The 16,253-nt window shown below is 71.0% G+C and carries 17 protein-coding genes; 10 read left to right on the forward strand and 7 right to left on the reverse strand.

What is annotated here, in order from left to right:
• The 3 genes from VGO20_RS10455 to cysS form a co-directional block, all read left to right on the forward strand.
• Positions 1-1,590 (forward strand): NAD+ synthase (locus VGO20_RS10455; RefSeq protein WP_327502275.1); only part of this gene is annotated, 1,590 nt, incomplete at its 5' end.
• Positions 1,591-1,601: 11 nt separating this feature from the next.
• The gene (gene gltX / locus VGO20_RS10460) at positions 1,602-2,942 is read left to right on the forward strand and encodes a glutamate--tRNA ligase (protein ID WP_327502276.1); all 1,341 of its coding nucleotides are present in this window, start codon (positions 1,602-1,604) and stop codon (positions 2,940-2,942) included.
• Positions 2,943-3,026: 84 nt separating this feature from the next.
• Entirely contained in the window at positions 3,027-4,406 is a 1,380-nt protein-coding gene (cysS, locus tag VGO20_RS10465) for a cysteine--tRNA ligase (protein ID WP_327502277.1), read from the forward strand.
• Between the two features lie 18 nt (positions 4,407-4,424).
• Here the strand turns inward: cysS and VGO20_RS10470 are convergent, their stop codons facing one another.
• On the reverse strand, positions 4,425-4,934 hold the full coding sequence (locus VGO20_RS10470) for an RES family NAD+ phosphorylase (protein WP_327502278.1): 510 nt from the start codon (positions 4,932-4,934) through the stop codon (positions 4,425-4,427).
• Positions 4,931-5,410, reverse strand: coding sequence for a type II RES/Xre toxin-antitoxin system antitoxin (gene parS, locus VGO20_RS10475; RefSeq protein WP_327502279.1), 480 nt, complete (start codon positions 5,408-5,410; stop codon positions 4,931-4,933). The genes VGO20_RS10470 and parS overlap by 4 nt, the downstream gene beginning before the upstream one ends.
• A 157-nt stretch (positions 5,411-5,567) precedes the next feature.
• Here parS and cimA point away from each other — a divergent pair, with 157 nt between their 5' ends.
• The 4 genes from cimA (at position 5,568) to rpsD (ending at position 9,062) form a co-directional block, all read left to right on the forward strand.
• Positions 5,568-7,166: a citramalate synthase gene (gene cimA, locus VGO20_RS10480; protein WP_327502280.1), complete on the forward strand. Its 1,599-nt coding sequence runs from the start codon at positions 5,568-5,570 to the stop codon at positions 7,164-7,166.
• Positions 7,163-7,939, forward strand: coding sequence for an RNA methyltransferase (locus tag VGO20_RS10485; RefSeq protein ID WP_327502281.1), 777 nt, complete (start codon positions 7,163-7,165; stop codon positions 7,937-7,939). The genes cimA and VGO20_RS10485 overlap by 4 nt, the downstream gene beginning before the upstream one ends.
• Before the next feature lie 104 nt (positions 7,940-8,043).
• The gene (locus VGO20_RS10490; protein ID WP_327502282.1) at positions 8,044-8,262 is read left to right on the forward strand and encodes a hypothetical protein; all 219 of its coding nucleotides are present in this window, start codon (positions 8,044-8,046) and stop codon (positions 8,260-8,262) included.
• A gap of 185 nt (positions 8,263-8,447) precedes the next feature.
• Positions 8,448-9,062, forward strand: coding sequence for a 30S ribosomal protein S4 (gene rpsD, locus VGO20_RS10495; protein ID WP_327502283.1), 615 nt, complete (start codon positions 8,448-8,450; stop codon positions 9,060-9,062).
• A gap of 58 nt (positions 9,063-9,120) precedes the next feature.
• Here the strand turns inward: rpsD and rarD are convergent, their stop codons facing one another.
• On the reverse strand, positions 9,121-10,032 hold the full coding sequence (gene rarD / locus VGO20_RS10500) for an EamA family transporter RarD (RefSeq protein WP_327502284.1): 912 nt from the start codon (positions 10,030-10,032) through the stop codon (positions 9,121-9,123).
• 162 nt (positions 10,033-10,194) lie between these two features.
• Between rarD and VGO20_RS10505 the strand changes: the two genes are divergently transcribed.
• From VGO20_RS10505 to VGO20_RS10515, 3 genes are all read left to right on the forward strand, one after another.
• Positions 10,195-11,142 carry a DMT family transporter gene (locus tag VGO20_RS10505; protein WP_327502285.1) on the forward strand — a complete coding sequence of 316 codons (948 nt, stop codon included), beginning with the start codon at positions 10,195-10,197 and terminating at the stop codon, positions 11,140-11,142.
• A gap of 65 nt (positions 11,143-11,207) precedes the next feature.
• Positions 11,208-12,026, forward strand: a complete 819-nt coding sequence (locus VGO20_RS10510) for an AraC family transcriptional regulator (RefSeq protein ID WP_327502286.1) — start codon at positions 11,208-11,210, stop codon at positions 12,024-12,026.
• An 85-nt stretch (positions 12,027-12,111) separates the two neighbouring features.
• On the forward strand, positions 12,112-12,555 hold the full coding sequence (locus VGO20_RS10515; protein WP_327502287.1) for a VOC family protein: 444 nt from the start codon (positions 12,112-12,114) through the stop codon (positions 12,553-12,555).
• 61 nt (positions 12,556-12,616) lie between these two features.
• Here the strand turns inward: VGO20_RS10515 and grxD are convergent, their stop codons facing one another.
• Genes grxD through purQ form a run of 4 tightly spaced genes read right to left on the reverse strand, consistent with a single transcriptional unit; the run spans position 12,617 to position 16,168 of the window.
• Positions 12,617-12,946, reverse strand: coding sequence for a Grx4 family monothiol glutaredoxin (grxD, locus tag VGO20_RS10520; RefSeq protein WP_327502288.1), 330 nt, complete (start codon positions 12,944-12,946; stop codon positions 12,617-12,619).
• A 29-nt stretch (positions 12,947-12,975) separates the two neighbouring features.
• Positions 12,976-13,215, reverse strand: a complete 240-nt coding sequence (locus VGO20_RS10525) for a BolA family protein (protein WP_327502289.1) — start codon at positions 13,213-13,215, stop codon at positions 12,976-12,978.
• 11 nt (positions 13,216-13,226) lie between these two features.
• Positions 13,227-15,482 carry a phosphoribosylformylglycinamidine synthase subunit PurL gene (gene purL, locus VGO20_RS10530; RefSeq protein ID WP_327502290.1) on the reverse strand — a complete coding sequence of 752 codons (2,256 nt, stop codon included), beginning with the start codon at positions 15,480-15,482 and terminating at the stop codon, positions 13,227-13,229.
• A complete protein-coding gene (gene purQ / locus VGO20_RS10535; protein WP_327502291.1) occupies positions 15,479-16,168 on the reverse strand; it encodes a phosphoribosylformylglycinamidine synthase subunit PurQ in 690 nt (229 codons plus the stop codon). The genes purL and purQ overlap by 4 nt, the downstream gene beginning before the upstream one ends.
• Between the last annotated feature and the right edge of the window lie 85 nt (positions 16,169-16,253).

Consider the following 16,253-nt stretch of genomic DNA (forward strand, 5'->3'; position numbering starts at 1 on the left):
AAGGTCGCCGACGCGCGGACCGAGGCGGCGGCGCTCGGCGCGGACCTCGTGGTGTATTCGGAGCTGGTCGTGTCGGGCTACCCGCCCGAGGACCTGGTGATGAAGCCGTTCTTCACGGCCTCGGTGCGCGCCGCCGTCGAGGATCTCGCCTCCACCACCGCGGACGGCGGCCCGGCGATGCTGGTGACGGCGCCCTGGGCCGAGGACGGCAAGGTCTACAACGCGGCCCTGCTGCTCGACGGCGGCCGGATCGCGGCCGTGCGCTACAAGAACGAGCTGCCGAACTACGGCGTCTTCGACGAGAAGCGCGTCTTCGCGTCCGGCCCGGTCCAGGGCCCGGTCAATTTCCGCGACGTCCGCCTGGGCGTGCTGATCTGCGAGGACATGTGGAAGCCCGACGTGGCGGAGACGCAGTCGGAATGCGGGGCCGAGATCCTGGTCGTGCCCAACGGCAGCCCGTTCGAGACCGACAAGCAGGACGCGCGCCTGAACCTCGCGGTCGCGCGGGTCACCGAGACGGAACTGCCGCTGATCTACGTCAACCAGGTCGGCGGCCAGGACGAGCTGGTGTTCGACGGCAGCTCCTTCGTGCTGGGCGCCGACCGCAAGCTCGCGGCCCAGGCCGCGGGATGGCGCGAGCAGGTGATGCTGACCCGCTGGGAGCGCCGGGACGGCGGCTGGGCCTGCGTCGAGGCCGAGACGGCGAAGCCGTCGGAGGGGCTGGAGGCGATCTACCAGGCGATGGTGCTGGGCCTGCGCGACTATGTCGGCAAGAACCGCTTCCCGGGCGTGCTGATCGGGATGTCGGGGGGCATCGACAGCGCGCTCTCGGCCGCGGTCGCGGTCGACGCGCTGGGCGCGGAGCGGGTCCACTGCGTGATGATGCCGTCGCCCTACACCTCGCGCGAGAGCCTGGAGGACGCGGCGGAGGCGGCCCGCCTGCTCGGCGCGCGGCTCGACACGGTCGCGATCGAGCCGGCGATGGACGCGTTCTCGCGCATGCTGGCCCCGGCCTTCGCCGGCCATGCGCCGGGCATCACGGAGGAGAACCTGCAGTCGCGCGCGCGCGGGATGACGCTGATGGCGCTGTCGAACAAGTTCGGCGGCATGGTGCTCTCCACCGGCAACAAGTCCGAGATGTCGGTCGGCTACGCGACGCTGTACGGGGACATGTGCGGCGGCTACTCGGTGCTGAAGGACGTCTATAAGACCACGGTCTACGCGCTGTCGCACTGGCGCAACGAGACCCTGCCCGACGGCGCCCTCGGCCCGGCCGGCAGGGTCGTGCCCGAGCGCATCATCACCAAGGCGCCGACCGCGGAGCTGAAGCCGAACCAGACCGACCAGGACTCCCTGCCGCCGTACGACGTGCTCGACGACATCCTGCAATGCCTGGTCGAGCACGACCTCGGCATCGCCGAGATCGTCGCGCGCGGCCATCCGAAGGAGCTGGTGGACCAGGTCTGGCGCATGCTCGACCGCGCCGAGTACAAGCGCCGCCAGGCCCCGCCGGGAGTGAAGATCACGCGCCGCAGCTTCGGCAAGGACCGGCGCTACCCCATCACCAACGGCTTCACGTCGCTGATCTGAGCCGGCATCCGATGATCGCAGTCCGCTTCGCCCCGAGCCCGACCGGCCGCCTCCATGTCGGCAACGTCCGGCTCGCCCTCGTCAACTGGCTGTTCGCCCGCAGGCATGGCGGCAGCTTCCTGCTGCGCCTCGACGACACCGACCTGGAGCGCTCGCGCGAGGAATACGCCGACGGCATCGTCGAGGACATGCGCTGGCTCGGCCTGGAATGGGACCGCTTCGCGCGCGAGAGCGACCGGATGGAGCGCTACGGGGACGCGGTAGCGCGCCTCAAGGCGGCCGGGCGGCTCTATCCCTGCTACGAGACCGCGGAGGAGCTGTCGCTGCGCCGCAAGAGCCTGGTGTCGCGCGGGCTTCCCCCGGTCTACGACCGGGCGGCGCTACGCCTGGACGAGGCCGGGCGCCGGCGGCTGGAGGCCGAGGGCCGGCGGCCCCATTGGCGCTTTCTGCTGGAGCACGGGGAGATCGCGTGGGACGACCTCGTGCGCGGGCCGCAGCGCTTCTCCGGCGGGGACCTCAGCGATCCGGTGCTGGTCCGCGAGGACGGCCGGCCGCTCTACACCCTGACCTCGGTCGTGGACGATGCCGACCTCGCGATCACCCACGTGATCCGGGGCGAGGACCACGTCGCCAACACCGCGGTGCAGATCCAGCTCTGGCAGGCGCTGGGCGTGCCGGTGCCGGGCTTCGCGCATCTGCCGCTGCTGGCGGACGCGAGCGGGCAGGGGCTGTCCAAGCGGCTCGGCAGCCTGTCGGTCGCGAGCCTGCGCGAGGACGGGATCGAGCCGATGGCGCTCGCGAGCCTGCTGGCCAAGCTCGGCACCTCCGACCCGGTCGAGCCGCGCGCCTCGCTGGACGCGCTGGCGGCGGAGTTCGACCTGTCCAAGGTGTCGCGCGCGACCGCGAAGTTCGACCCGGCGGAGCTGGAGCGCCTGAACGCGCGCCTGATCCACGCGATGAGTTTCGAGGACGCGGCGCCGCGCCTGGCGGCCGTGGGGGTCGGGGCGGGAGCGGACGCGGCGTTCTGGGAGGCCGTGCGCCCGAACCTGTCGCGCATGTCGGACGCGCTGGACTGGTGGCAGGTCGCTCGCGCGCCGATCCGCCCAGTGATCGAGGATGCCGGCTTCGCGGCCGAGGCGGCGCGCCTGCTGCCGCCCGAGCCCTGGAGCGAGGAGACCTGGGGGGCCTGGACCGCGGCCGTGAAGGAGGCGACCGGGCGCAAGGGCAAGGCGCTGTTCCTGCCGCTGCGCCTGGCGCTGACCGGGCGCGAGCATGGACCGGAACTGCGCAATCTGCTACCCCTGGTCGGCCGTGAGCGCGCCGCCGCGCGGCTGGCCGGCGAGACCGCCTGACCCCTCACCCTCTCGCCGCAGATGCGGCGGGCCCCTCCCTCTCCCGCCTTGCGGGAGAGGGGCGGTAAAGACGAGAGAAATCCCGTGCCGATGGACGTCTACAACACGCTGACCCGCCAGAAGGAGCGCTTCGAGCCGCTCGACCCCGGCCGCGTCGGCATGTATGTCTGCGGCCCGACGGTCTACGACTGGGCCCATATCGGCAATGCCCGCCCGGTCGTCGTGTTCGACACGCTGTACCGGCTGCTGAAGCGCCTGTATCCCCAGGTCCGCTACGTGCGCAACATCACCGACGTCGACGACAAGATCATCGAGCGCGCGCGCCGGGACGGCGAGCCGATCGACGCGGTGACGGCGCGCACGACCCGCGCGTTCCACGAGGACATGGCGGCGCTCGGCGCGCTGGCGCCCGACGTCGAGCCGCGGGCGACGCACCACATCGCCGGCATGGTCGCGATGATCGAGCGGCTGGTTGCGCGCGGCCACGCCTATGCGGCCGAGGGGCATGTGCTGTTCAGCGTGCCCTCGATGCCGGACTACGGCCGGCTGTCGCGCCGGTCGCGCGACGAGCTGGTCGCGGGTGCCCGGGTCGAGGTGGCGCCCTACAAGCGCGACGCCGCCGACTTCGTGCTGTGGAAGCCCTCGGCGGACGACGTTCCCGGCTGGGACAGCCCGTGGGGCCGCGGCCGGCCGGGCTGGCACATCGAGTGCTCGGCCATGTCGCTGGAGCATCTGGGCGAGACCTTCGACATCCATGGCGGCGGGCTCGACCTGATCTTCCCGCACCACGAGAACGAGATCGCGCAGTCGAGCTGCGCCCATGGCGGCGCGCCGCTCGCGCGCTACTGGATGCACAACGGCTTCGTGACCGTGAACGGCGAGAAGATGTCGAAGAGCCTCGGCAACTTCTTCACGGTCCACGAACTGCTGGAGGAGTTCCCCGGCGAGGCGATCCGCCTGACCCTGCTGGGGGCGCATTACCGCCAGCCGCTCGATTTCAGCCGGGACGCCGTCCGCCAAGCGAAGGCGGCGCTCGACCGCTGGTACACGGCGTTGAAGGCCGCCGCCGGGATCGAGCCGCAGGGCGACCTGCCGGCCGAGATGCTGGCGGCGCTGGAGGACGATTTGAACACGCCGCTCGCGATCTCCCACATGCACGAGATCGCGCATCGCCTGAACAAGGCCGCGGGCGAGCGGGAGAAGGCCGAGGCCAAGGGCGCGCTGCTGGCTGCGGGCGCGCAGCTCGGCGTGCTGGGCCAGGAGCCGGACGCCTGGTTCCGCTGGGCGCCCGCGGGGGCGGCGACGCTGGACGACGCGGCGATCGAGCGGCTGATCGGCGAGCGCCGCGACGCCCGCAAGGCCCGCGACTTCGCCCGCGCCGACGGCATCCGCGACGAGCTGGCGGCGGCCGGGGTGGTGCTGGAGGACGGGGCGGCGGGGACGACCTGGAAGCGGTCGGGGTAAGGGTTTCGCCGGCGGGCTTCAGGAAACCGGAGGCGGATGCAGCCGCGTGTCCAGCGCGAAGCGTTCCTGCGCGTGCGGCGCATAGGCGCCGGCGGCCATCGACGCGACGAAGACCAGGTTCCAGCTATGGGATGAAACCGCACTCGGGAACAGGACGAATTTGTGCCGGTGGAGCAGGTCGTCCCCGAACTGCTGCTGGCCGGCGCCGGGAACGCCGGGCCGGAGCCAGTTGGGGTTGGGGACGGCGTCCGGCGTGACGACGCGGACGCTCGCCGGATCGGTCACGGTAAGCGACGTCAGCACGTGCGGGACGGTATCCAGCGCCGGGAAACCTTTGTGCACCGCGACTTCCAGAATGGCGGTCGACGGGTCGATGGAACAGTAGACGGCACGGACGCCTCTGCTGTTCCACCGGCCGCCGGCCAGATAGGCTCCCTCGCCGCTGTCCCATGTCGCGCCGTGCCGGGCCTGGTCCAGGCGCCATGCCATCAGTTCGCCGGTGCCCAGCGGCGGCGGCAGAGGCGTCACGCGTAGACGCCGTATTCGAGGCGCGTCAGGAACTGCTCGACCATCTCGACGCCTGCCGGGGTCGCCAGAAGGTCTATCGGCCGACGCTGATCCAGGCCAGTCGCCGGCCGGTTGAGCCACCGTTCCGCTTCTTCCTGGGTCCCGAACACCTCGGTCGCCCTGGCGAGGATCTCGGCGAACTTCCAGGTCCGCCCGCTCTGCTCGAGATTGAGGGGCTTCATCGGGGCGGTCTTCCGGCGCTGGAAGGTACGCAGGCTCATGCCGATCGCCTTTTCGAGGGAGTCCCTCTTGAGGATCACCAGAGTGCCCATCAGGTGGTCCAGCGCCCTGCCCGGAAGCCCCCTGACGAGCATCTCGTGGGCGTCGAGGAAGGTTTCCGGCGCATCCCGGAGCACCGGTGTGCCGCCGAGCAGCGTCACGACCCGCTGCATCTCCCGCGAGCCGGCCCGTGCCTTGCGTTCAGCAGCGCCAGTCATTCATGCTCCTGTCAGGTGTCGCTGAAAATGTGACACCTGACGTGACCGGTTTCAAGCATCGTCGCCCCGGCGTTCCCCTGCGCATCCGATTGTGCTATCGCTGCGCTCCCGCCGCGGGAGCCGCCGGCCGGTTCCGCGGGGACGAGCGGAGACGGGCATGGGCGAGCGCATCTATCTCTACGACACCACCCTGCGCGACGGCGCGCAGACCCAGGGCGTGGATTTCTCGGTCGCGGACAAGATCGCGATCGCGCAGGAGCTCGACCGTCTCGGCATCGACTACGTCGAGGGCGGCTGGCCCGGGGCGAACCCGACCGACGACGGCTTCTTCGCGGCCCCGCCCAGGCTGGCCCATGCGAGGCTGACCGCGTTCGGCATGACCCGGCGCCCCGGCCGCAGCGCCGCCAACGATCCCGGCCTGAACGCGCTGCTGGACGCCGAGTGCGGCGCGGTCTGCCTGGTCGGCAAGACCTGGGACTTCCATGTCGACGTGGCGCTCGGCATCGCGCGCGAGGAGAACGTGGCGCTGATCCGCGACAGCGTCGCCGCCGCGCGCGAGCGCAAGGGCGAGGCGCTGTTCGACGCCGAGCATTTCTTCGACGGCTACAAGGCCAACCCCGCCTACGCGCTCGCCTGCGTCGAGGCGGCGGCCGAGGCCGGCGCGCGCTGGGTCGTGCTGTGCGACACCAACGGCGGCACGCTGCCGCACGAGGTTGAGGCGATCGTGGCCGAGGTGGCGGCCCGCATCCCCGGGGAGCGGCTCGGCATCCACACCCATGACGACACCGGCAACGCCGTCGCCAACAGCCTCGCCGCCGTGCGCGCCGGCGTGCGCATGGTGCAGGGCACGCTGAACGGGCTCGGCGAGCGCTGCGGCAACGCCAACCTCGTCACGCTGCTGCCGACCCTGATGCTGAAGATGGGTTTCGAGACCGGCGTCCCGGCCGGGGGGCTGAAGCGCCTGACCCCGGCCAGCCGCTTCCTCGACGAGCGGCTGAACCGCGCACCCGACCGCCACGCCGCCTATGTCGGCGAGAACGCCTTCGCGCACAAGGGCGGCCTGCACGTCTCGGCGGTCGAGAAGGACCCGGCCAGCTACGAGCATATCGACCCCGCCACGGTCGGCAACGCGCGCCGCATCCTCGTCTCCGACCAGGCCGGCCGGTCCAACGTGCTGGCCCGGCTGCGCGAGGTCGGGATCGAGGTCGATCCGGCGGACCCCCGCATCGGCGACCTCGTCGAGCTGCTGAAGCGCAAGGAATACGAGGGCTACGCCTATGACGGCGCGGAGGCGAGCTTCGAGCTGCTGGCGCGCCGGACGCTGGACGAGGTGCCGGACCATTTCCGCCTGACCTCGTTCCGCGTCATCGACGAGCGGCGCTGGAGCGCGCGCGGCGAGCTGGTCACCCTGTCCGAGGCGACGATCAAGGTCGAGGTCGGCGGCGAGGCGGTGATGACCGTGGCCGACGGCAACGGGCCGGTCAACGCGCTGGACGTGGCGCTGCGCAAGGCGCTGACCCCGATCCACCCGATCCTCGCGGACATGCGCCTCGTCGACTACAAGGTCCGCATCCTGACGCCCGGCGAGGGCACCAAGGCCATCACCCGCGTCATGATCGAGAGCGCCGACGGCCAGGGCAGCCGCTGGACCACGGTCGGCGTCTCGGCCAACGTCATCGACGCCTCCTACAACGCGCTGCACGACGCGATCACCTACCGGCTGTATCGCGAGGGCCTGGGGCGGGCCGCGTCGTGACCTCCGGCAGCAACCCGACGCGGCCGTCCGTGCTGGGCGGCCCGGCCGTGATCCTGGTCGACCCGCAGCTCGGCGAGAACATCGGGGCGGCGGCGCGCGCGATGCTGAACTGCGGCCTGACCGACCTGCGCCTGGTGCGCCCGCGCGACGGCTGGCCGAACGAGCGCGCGGTCGCGTCCGCCTCGGGCGCCACCGAGGTGCTGGACCGCGCGCGCCTGTTCGAGCGCGTCGAGGACGCGGTCGCCGACCTGCGCTTCGTGCTCGCGACCACCTCGCGCGAGCGCGGCCAGATCAAGCGCATCCTCACCCCGCGCGTGGCTGCGGCCGAGATGCGCCTGCGCTGGGACAGGGACGAGCCGTCGGGCGTGATGTTCGGGCCGGAGCGGACCGGCCTGTTCAACGATGACATCGCGCTGGCCGACGCCGTGCTCAGCGTGCCGCTCAACCCCGCGTTCAGCTCGCTCAACCTCGCCCAGGCGGTGCTGCTGATCGGGTATGAATGGTTCCAGACCGCGGCGGCCGTGCCCGAGCGCACGATGCATCTGGGCCAGACCCGCCCGGCCTCCAAGGCGGAACTCCACAATCTGTTCGAGCACCTGGAGGCCGAGCTGGACGCGTGCGGCTTCTTCTCGACCCCGGACAAGCGCCCGTCGATGGTGCGCAACATCCGCAACCTGTTCCAGCGCGCGGAGATGACCGAGCAGGAGGTCCGCACCTTCCACGGCATCCTCGCCGGCCTGACCGGCCGCCGCAAGCCGCCCGCGAGGGACTGAAGCCATCCGGCACCGTCTTGGTACTCCGATTGCTGTATCGGGTCGTATGACGGTCGGGGGTTTGGATGTCCTTAGCAAAATTCACGTTCTACCTGGGTCGCGCCTTGGGTGCGTTGCAAAATGCACCCCATCCTGCGAATGGCGGGTGCGGAATTGAGACGGCCGGCACGCTGCTGGCCGATGCGCAGGACATCCTGGAGCGCGCCGCCGAGCGGGCCGAGGCCGAGGGCAGGGAGCGCATGGCGGGGGAATTGCGGGAGGCGGCCGACCTGGCGTTCGAGGCGGCGCGGCTCGCCTCGAACGCCCGCAGGGAGGCGGGCTGATCTCTTCCGGAGCCCTGCGGAACGGCGCTCGGCGTTTGACTTTCGGCCGATGGTCCGTATATTGCGCCCTTCACATCCCAGGAAGCGGGCGTGCCGTCTTTTCGCGCCCCGTTCCCGCGAGCACCGGGGAGTATCCCCGGCGTAGCGGATCGGACTGACTGGGACAACAAACCGAAAGCGGACCAATGAGCAAGCGCATCCAGTCCAAGTACAAGATCGACCGCCGCCTCGGCGTCAACCTGTGGGGCCGGTCCAAGAGCCCGATCAACCGCCGCGAATACGGTCCCGGCCAGCATGGCCAGCGTCGCAAGAAGCCGTCGGACTACGGCCTGCAGCTGATGGCCAAGCAGAAGCTGAAGGGCTACTACGGCAACATCGGCGAGCGCCAGTTCCGCCGCCTGTACGCCGAGGCGGTGCGCCGCCGTGGCGACACCGGCGAGAACCTGATCCAGCTGCTCGAGCGCCGCCTGGACGCCGTCGTCTACCGCATGAAGTTCGTGCCGACCCCGTTCGCGGCGCGCCAGTTCGTGAACCACGGCCATGTGCTGGTCAACGGCCGCCGGGTCAACATCTCGTCCTACCAGGTCAAGGACGGCGACACGATCGAGGTCCGGCAGAAGTCGAAGCAGATGATCCTCGTGCTCGAGGCGATCTCGTCCGGCGAGCGCGACATCCCCGACTATCTCGAGGTCGACACCGGCGCCCTGAAGGGCCGCTTCGTGCGCGCCCCGAACCTCGCCGACGTGCCGTACCCGGTCCAGATGGAACCGAACCTGGTCATCGAGTACTACTCGCGCTGATCGGGGCCACGGCCACGGAACGAGCGCCGCGGGAGGCAACTCCCGCGGCGCTTTTTATTTACCGGCTGCGGAACGCCTGGCTGCTGTAGACCGCGAGGCCGGTCCAGATGAAGCCGAAGGCCAGGGCGTGCGCGGTGGTGAAGGCCTCGCCGTAGAGTGCCACGCCGAGCAGGAGCTGGATGGTCGGGGCCAGGTACTGCATCAGGCCGATCGTCGACAGCTTCAGGCGCTGCGCGCCGTACATGAACAGGATCAGCGGCACGGCCGTGACCGCGCCCGCGGCCGCCAGCAACGCGTCGAGCCCGAGCCCGGCCGAGCCGAAGCTGCCCCAGCCCGACAGGTCCGCCCACACCAGATAGCCGATCGCCAGCGGCGTGATCATCAGCGTCTCGGCCAGCAGCCCGATCAGCGGGTCGATGCCGGCCTTCTTGCGCATCAGCGCGTAGAAGCCGAAGCTCAGCGCCAGGGTCAGCGAGATCCAGGGCAGGGTGCCGGCGGCGGCGACCAGGCTTGCGACGCCCAGCACCGCGAGCGCCACGGCCAGCTTCTGGCGCCCCTCGAGCCGCTCGTGCAGGAACAGCACTCCCAGCACCACGTTGACCAGCGGGTTGATGTAGTAGCCGAGGCTGACCTGGACCATGTGGCCGGTGTTCACCGCCCAGATGAACAGCAGCCAGTTGGTCGAGACCAGCAGCGTCGTCACGGCGTAGAAGCCGAGCTGGCGCCGGGTCGCGAAGGCGGCCGCGACCGCGTGCCGGCTGCGCAGGGCGAGCACGACCACGATCATCAGCAGGGCCGACCAGACGACGCGGTGCGCCATGATCTCGGTCGCGGGGACGTCGACCAGCGCCTTGAAGTAGATCGGCGACAGGCCCCAGGTGAAGAACGCCCCGAACGCGTAGAGCAGTCCGGTCACGGTGGTGTTGCGCCAGGGGCCGGTGCCGGTGGAAGAGGGGAGGGCCTTGCTCATTTCCTGCACTTACCACGCCGCCGCCGTCGCCGCCCTCTGCGGCAAGCGCATGGCTGGCCTGCCCGCCCTCCTGTCCGTCCATCGCCCCTCCTGTCCGTCCATCGCGTTGTGCGGCGTCGCGAAAGCTGATGGTATGCATCCCCGCCATCGGAGAGCCCGACCGTGCCGTCTTCCCCAGCATCCGCCGCCGCGCCGAAGCAGACGGTCTCCGGCTGGTGGCTGCTCGGGATCGCCATGGCCCTCGTCGCGGTGCTGTCGTCCTCGGTGCGGCCGATCCTGATCAAGCTTTCCTACGGCCTGGGCGCCGAGCCGGTGACCCTGCTGGCGCTGCGCATGGTCTTCTCGCTGCCGTTCTTCCTGGCAGCCGCGCTGTGGAGCCGGCGGGACGCGGCGCGCACCCCGATCTCCGCCCGCGACTGGGCGCTGCTCGCCGGGCTCGGGGTCGTCGGGCACTATGCCGCGAGCTTCCTCGACTTCCTCGGCCTGCAATACGTCAGCGCCGGCGTGGGCCGGCTGCTGCTGTTCCTGTACCCGACGGTCGTGGTCCTGCTGTCCTGGGCCTTCCTGCGCAAGCGCATCGGCCCGCGCGAGATCGGGGCGCTGCTGCTGACCTATGCCGGCGTCGCGATGGTCGTCTCGCGCGGGCTGGCCGGGGCGAATGCCGACCTGCCGCTGGGGGCCGCACTCGTGTTCGGCTCGGCCGTCTGCTACGCCGTATACCTGGTCGCGGGCAGCCAGGTCATCAGGCGGGTCGGGTCGGTGCGCTTCACGGCCTACGCGACCATGGTCGCCTGCTTCGCGTGCATCGCGCAGTTCGCCGCCGTCCGCCCGCTGTCGGCCCTCGACCTGCCGCTGGAGGTCTACGGCCTCGCCTTCGCGATGGCGGCGCTGTGCACGGTGCTGCCGATCTTCCTGACCGCCGAGGCGCTGAGGCGCATCGGGGCCAACCACGTCGCCCTGCTGGGCGCGCTCGGCCCGGTGTCGGCGATCGGGCTGGGATGGCTCGGCCTGGAGGAGGTGCTGACCGGCGTCCAGGTCCTGGGCGCGGTCCTGGTGCTCGCGGGCGTGATGCTGGTCACGGTCGGCCGGCCGGCGGCAAGGCCCCGCTGACCGGCGGGGCCGGCCGTGGTATCTTCGGCCATGCGTTCCGACCTCCCCGCCGCCGATGGGGCCCGATGATCCTGCAGCGCCCCCCAGGCCCGGCGCTCCGGCCGTTCGTCTCCATCCTCTGGGCGAAGGACGCTTCGCCCGCGGCGCCGGGCCACGAACGCGAGCTGATCCTGCCCAAGGGCGCCATGCACGTGGCGATCCGCCTGCGCGCAAAGCCCCTCCGGCTGTTTGCGAGCCCCGGCGACGTCCATGGCCAGGTCGTCGGCGCCTGCGTCCTGAACGGCGTGCGTCTTGGCGCCTACGCCAAGGAGAACGCGGACTCGGCGGCGAGCGTCGGCGCGATGCTGCGCCCGGGCGCCGCCGATCTCCTGTCGAACACCCCCGCCGGCGCGCTGGCCGGCCGCCACACCCGGCTCGAGGACCTGTGGCCGGCTCATACGCTCGCCGACGCGTGCGAGCGGCTCGAGGCCGCGCGGTCGCTGGAGCATCGCCTCGCGATCCTCGAGGACGTGCTGGCGAGCCGGCTACCCGCCCTGCGCGGCACGGACCCGCTCGTCGTCCATGCACTCGCCCGCTTCGACGCCGGGGCGAGCGTCGGCGACGTGGTCGCGGAGAGCGGCTTCAGCCACCGCCACGTCGTGCGGGTCTTCACCGAGGCGGTCGGCGCGGCACCCAAGGCCTATATGCGCCTCGGGCGCTTCAACCGGACGCTCGAACTCCTGCGCGGCGCGGAGATCGTGTCCCTCGCCGACGTCGCGACCGCCGCCGGCTACGCCGACCAGTCCCACATGACCCGCGAGTTCCGGGATTTCGCGGGAATGTCGCCCGGACGCTACCTGCGCACGGGATGCGAGTGGCCACATCACGTGCCCGTCACCCCCTGACCCGCGGCGCGGTCAGATTCCTTCAAGACCCGCGGCGGCGGCGGCGACAAAGTGGGGGCCGGACAATGCGAGAGGAGGTCGAGACGTGCCGATCCACGAGGTCTATCCCTATCTGCGTGCCGGAAACGCCGAAGAGGCGATCGGTTTCTACAAGCGCGCTTTCGGGGCGGTCGAGAAGTTCCGCCTCACCGAGCCGAGCGGCCGCATCGGCCATGCCGAGCTGCTTTTCGGCGACGCCACCATCATGGTGTCGGACCCGTTCCCCGAGTTCGGCATCCATGCGCCCGATCGCGACGGCCCGAGCGCCTTCGCCATCCACCTGCACGTCGACGACGCCGACGGGATGATCGCCAGGGCAGTCGAGGCCGGCGCCCGGCTCGTCCGCGCGCCACAGGACCAGTTCTACGGCGAGCGGTCGGGCACGGTGCGCGATCCCTTCGGCTACGACTGGCTCATCGGCCATGCGATCGAGGAGGTCGAGCCGGAGGAGATGCAGCGGCGCTACACCGCGATGCTCACGGGCGAATAGCCGAACGAAAACGCCCCGCGGCCGGGCCGCGGGGCGTTCGTTCGTCCGGGCCGGCCCGCCGTCAGGCGTGGGCGACGCCCTTCTCGTCCAGGAGCTGCTGCAGCTCGCCGCTCTCGTACATCTCGCGGACGATGTCGCAGCCGCCGACGAACTCGCCCTTGACGTAGAGCTGCGGGACCGTCGGCCAGTTGCTGAAGTCCTTGATCCCCTGGCGCAGCGACGGATCGACGAGCACGTCGATGCCCTTGAACTTCACGCCCACGTGGTTCAGCACCTGGACCACGGCGGCGGAGAAGCCGCATTGCGGGAACACCGGCGTCCCCTTCATGTAGAGGACGACCTCGTTGTCGGTGATGTCGCTCTTGATGCGCTCGGAAACCGCGTTGTCCATCTCTTTCCCCTCTCGCCTCGTCTGTCTCGTCAAGCGTCCCGCGGGGCGGATGTCTGGAGGGCGAGCGCGTGAAGCTCGCCGCCCATGCGTCCCTGGAGCGCCTGGTAGACCATCTGGTGCTGCTGGACCCTCGTCTTGCCCTTGAAGACGGGCGATTCGACGTAGGCGGCGTAGTGGTCGCCGTCGCCGCGGAGATCCTCGATCCGGACCACCGAGTCCGGGATGCCTTCCTTGATGAGGCGCTCGATCTGCGCCGCGTCCATGGCCATGCCGCCGCCCCCTATTGAACCGTATCCGTCCCGCCGGCCATGTAGGCCGGCAGCCAGGCCTCGTTCGCCCGGCGCAACTCGTCCACCGATATGGCGCCTCGCCCGTCGACTGTCAACGACGCGCCGCCGGTCGTCCCCAGCGCCAGCAGCGGGACGCCCGCCTGCGCCGCGCGGGCCGCGACCGCCTCGACGTTCCGGACCGCGAGCACGTAGCGGCCCTGGTCCTCGCCGAACAGGAAGCCGGCCGGGTCCGCGTCGTCGGGCACCGAGACGGCGGCGCCGATGCCCGACGCCATCGCCATCTCGGCGAGCGCGACCAGCAGGCCGCCGCCAGAGACGTCGTGGCAGGCGGTCACGAGGCGGTCGGCGATCAGGGCGCGCACGAGGTCGCCGTTGCGCTTCTCGGCGTCGAGGTCGACGACCGGCGGCCGTCCGGCCTCGCGGCCGTGGATCTCGCGCAGGTACAGCGACCGGCCGAGATGGGACGGCGCGCCGCCGACCAGCAGCAGGGCGTCGCCCTCGGCCGCGAAGGCGATGCCCATCGCCAGCGAGGCGTCGTCGAGCAGGCCGATCGCGCCGATGGCCGGCGTGGGCAGGATCGCGTTGCCCTCGGTCTCGTTGTAGAGGCTGACATTGCCCGACACGACGGGGAAGTCGAGGCTCCGGCACGCCGCCGCCATGCCTTCGATGCAGCCGACGAACTGCCCCATGATCCGGGGCTTCTGCGGGTTGCCGAAGTTCATGTTGTCGGTCACGGCGAGCGGCAGGGCGCCGGCCGCCGTCAGGTTGCGCCACGCCTCCGCGACCGCCTGCGCGCCGCCGCGCACCGGGTCGGCGACGCAGTAGCGCGGCGTGCAGTCGGTCGTGATCGCCAGCGCGCGGTTGGTGCCGTGGACGCGTACCACCGCCGCGTCCGCCTGGCCCGACGCGAACACCGTGTCGGCGCCGACCTGCCGGTCGTACTGCTCCCACAGCCAGCGCTTCGAGGCCAGGTCGGGAATGGCGAGCAGGCGCTTCAGCACCTCGGTCGCCGGGCCGGGCAGGGGGGCATCGGTCGCCGCGACTTCGGCCGCCGGGGGCGTCGGCTCCCACGGGCGCTCGTAGACCGGCGAGCTTTCGACCAGGGGCGCTATCTCCAGGTCGCAGAAGGTCTCGCCATGCATCTCGAGCACGAGCCGGCCGCTGTCGGTCAGGTGGCCGATCACCGCGAAGTCCAGCTCCCACTTGTCGAAGACGGCCTTCGCCAGCGCCTCGCGGCCGGGCTTCAGGATCATCAGCATGCGCTCCTGGCTCTCGGAGAGCATGATCTCGTACGGGGTCATCCCCGTCTCGCGCTGGGGCACCCGGTCGAGCTGCAGCACGATGCCGAGCCCGCCCTTGCCCGCCATCTCGACCGAGGAGGAGGTGAGGCCGGCGGCCCCCATGTCCTGGATCGCGACGATCGCGTCGGTGGCCATCAGCTCGAGGCAGGCCTCGATCAGCAGCTTCTCCGTGAACGGATCGCCGACCTGGACGGTCGGGCGCTTCTCCTCGCTGTCCTCGGTGAACTCCGTGGACGCCATGGTCGCGCCGTGGATGCCGTCGCGCCCGGTCTTGGAGCCGACATAGACCACGGGGTTGCCGACGCCGGCGGCGGCCGAATAGAAGATCCGGTCCGCGGGCGCCAGCCCGACCGTCATCGCGTTGACGAGGATGTTGCCGTTGTAGGCGGGATGGAACTCGGTCTCGCCGCCGACCGTCGGCACGCCGACGCAGTTGCCGTAGCCGCCGATGCCGGCGACGACGCCCGAGACGAGGTGCCGGGTCTTCGGGTGGTCCGGGCTGCCGAAGCGCAGCGCGTTCATGTTGGCGATCGGGCGCGCCCCCATGGTGAAGACGTCGCGCAGGATGCCGCCGACGCCGGTCGCCGCACCCTGGTAGGGCTCGATGAAGGAGGGGTGGTTGTGGCTCTCCATCTTGAAGACGGCGGCGAGCCCGTCGCCGATGTCGACCACGCCGGCGTTCTCGCCCGGGCCGCAGATCACGCGCGGGCCGGTCGTCGGCAGCGTCCGCAGCCAGACCTTCGACGACTTGTAGGAGCAGTGCTCCGACCACATCACCGAGAAGATGCCGAGTTCGGTGAAGCTGGGCTCCCGGCCGACGATGCGCAGCATCAGCGCGTACTCGTCCGGCGACAGCCCGTGCTCGGCCGCAAGCTCCGGCGTCACCTTGGGCCCGCGCAGATGCTCGGGAGCGGGGTGCGGGGTGGAGTTCGGCGGGGCGGTCACGACAGCGTCTCCATCAGGCCGGTGAAGAAGGCCCGCCCGTCGGTGTTGCCGTGGGCCGGGTCGGCCGCGCGCTCGGGATGGGGCATCAGGCCGAGCACGGTCCGCCCTTCGTTGAACACGCCCGCGATGTTGCGGGCCGAGCCGTTGGGATTGGCCTCGGCCGTCGGCTCACCGTCGGGATCGACGTAGCGGAAGGCGACGCGGCCCTCGCCCTCGATCCGGTCCAGCGTCTCGTCGTCGGCGAAGAAGTTGCCGTCGTGATGCGCGATCGGGATGCGGATCACCTCGCCGGCGCGGTAGCCGGCGGTGAACGCGCTGTCGGCCCGCTCGACCCGGAGGCCGACGGTCTTGCACGCGTATTTCAGCCCGGCGTTGCGCATCAGGGCGCCCGGCAGCAGCCGCGCCTCGGTCAGGACCTGGAAGCCGTTGCAAACGCCCAGGACCCGTACCCCGCGGTCGGCCCGCGCGACGACCTCGCGCATGACCGGCGAATGGCTGGCCATCGCGCCCGCGCGCAGGTAGTCGCCGTAGGAGAAGCCGCCGGGGACGGCGATCAGGTCGACGTCCGGCAGCTCGGTATCGCGGTGCCAGACCATGTGGGGCTTGGCCCCCGTGACGGACTCCAGGGCGACGCTCAAGTCGCGGTCGCAGTTGGAGCCGGGAAAAACGATGACGGCGGCCTTCATGAGGCGCTTCGCACTTCCGGAGTTGCTGGGGACCGTGGCCGCGAAACTAGTGCGCCACAATCGAGGATGCAAGCGGTCCTTGCGC

This window comes from Arenibaculum sp., assembly GCF_035998295.1.
In the GTDB taxonomy this organism is placed as follows: Bacteria; Pseudomonadota; Alphaproteobacteria; order Azospirillales; family Azospirillaceae; genus DASYHS01.

What these genes read in the sequence shown, in the direction of transcription:
- rpsD (WP_327502283.1), top strand. Translation starts at nt 8,448, where the DNA reads ATGAGCAAGCGCATCCAGTCCAAGTACAAGATCGACCGCCGCCTCGGC.
- parS (WP_327502279.1), bottom strand. Translation starts at nt 5,410, where the DNA reads ATGACTGGCGCTGCTGAACGCAAGGCACGGGCCGGCTCGCGGGAGATG.
- VGO20_RS10525 (WP_327502289.1), bottom strand. Translation starts at nt 13,215, where the DNA reads ATGGCCATGGACGCGGCGCAGATCGAGCGCCTCATCAAGGAAGGCATC.
- grxD (WP_327502288.1), bottom strand. Translation starts at nt 12,946, where the DNA reads ATGGACAACGCGGTTTCCGAGCGCATCAAGAGCGACATCACCGACAAC.
- cimA (WP_327502280.1), top strand. Translation starts at nt 5,568, where the DNA reads ATGGGCGAGCGCATCTATCTCTACGACACCACCCTGCGCGACGGCGCG.
- VGO20_RS10510 (WP_327502286.1), top strand. Translation starts at nt 11,208, where the DNA reads ATGATCCTGCAGCGCCCCCCAGGCCCGGCGCTCCGGCCGTTCGTCTCC.
- gltX (WP_327502276.1), top strand. Translation starts at nt 1,602, where the DNA reads ATGATCGCAGTCCGCTTCGCCCCGAGCCCGACCGGCCGCCTCCATGTC.
- purQ (WP_327502291.1), bottom strand. Translation starts at nt 16,168, where the DNA reads ATGAAGGCCGCCGTCATCGTTTTTCCCGGCTCCAACTGCGACCGCGAC.
- rarD (WP_327502284.1), bottom strand. Translation starts at nt 10,032, where the DNA reads ATGAGCAAGGCCCTCCCCTCTTCCACCGGCACCGGCCCCTGGCGCAAC.